This is a genomic window from Psychrobacter sp. CAL346-MNA-CIBAN-0220 (assembly GCF_040309805.1).
In the GTDB taxonomy this organism is placed as follows: Bacteria; Pseudomonadota; Gammaproteobacteria; order Pseudomonadales; family Moraxellaceae; genus Psychrobacter.
In genome coordinates, this window is the sequence record NZ_JBEOPF010000487.1 from 1 (window position 1) to 256 (window position 256).

Below are 256 nucleotides of genomic sequence, written 5' to 3' on the forward strand. Positions count from 1 at the left end.
GATCATAGACAGCGTCACGTTCGATGACTCCCATCGTGGCTTTGACGACGCCACCTTTGCGATTACCGTTGAGCATCGCCAACCATTCTTTTTGATCGGTTTTACGGGCTTTGTCTGTCAAAAAAGTGCTGCCAAACATAATAGGCATGACTTTTTTACTCACCCTTTTCATACCCAACCAACGAATAGCCGTAATGAGCTTTTTGTAGCCAGGAATATTATCAGGGTCTTCAGCATCAGCCGAAGTATCTATTAG

At 44.5% G+C, this 256-nt stretch carries 1 pseudogene; it reads right to left on the reverse strand.

What is annotated here, in order from left to right:
* Positions 1-256, reverse strand: a pseudogene (locus AAEY88_RS14480) (alpha/beta hydrolase); the annotation flags it as partial.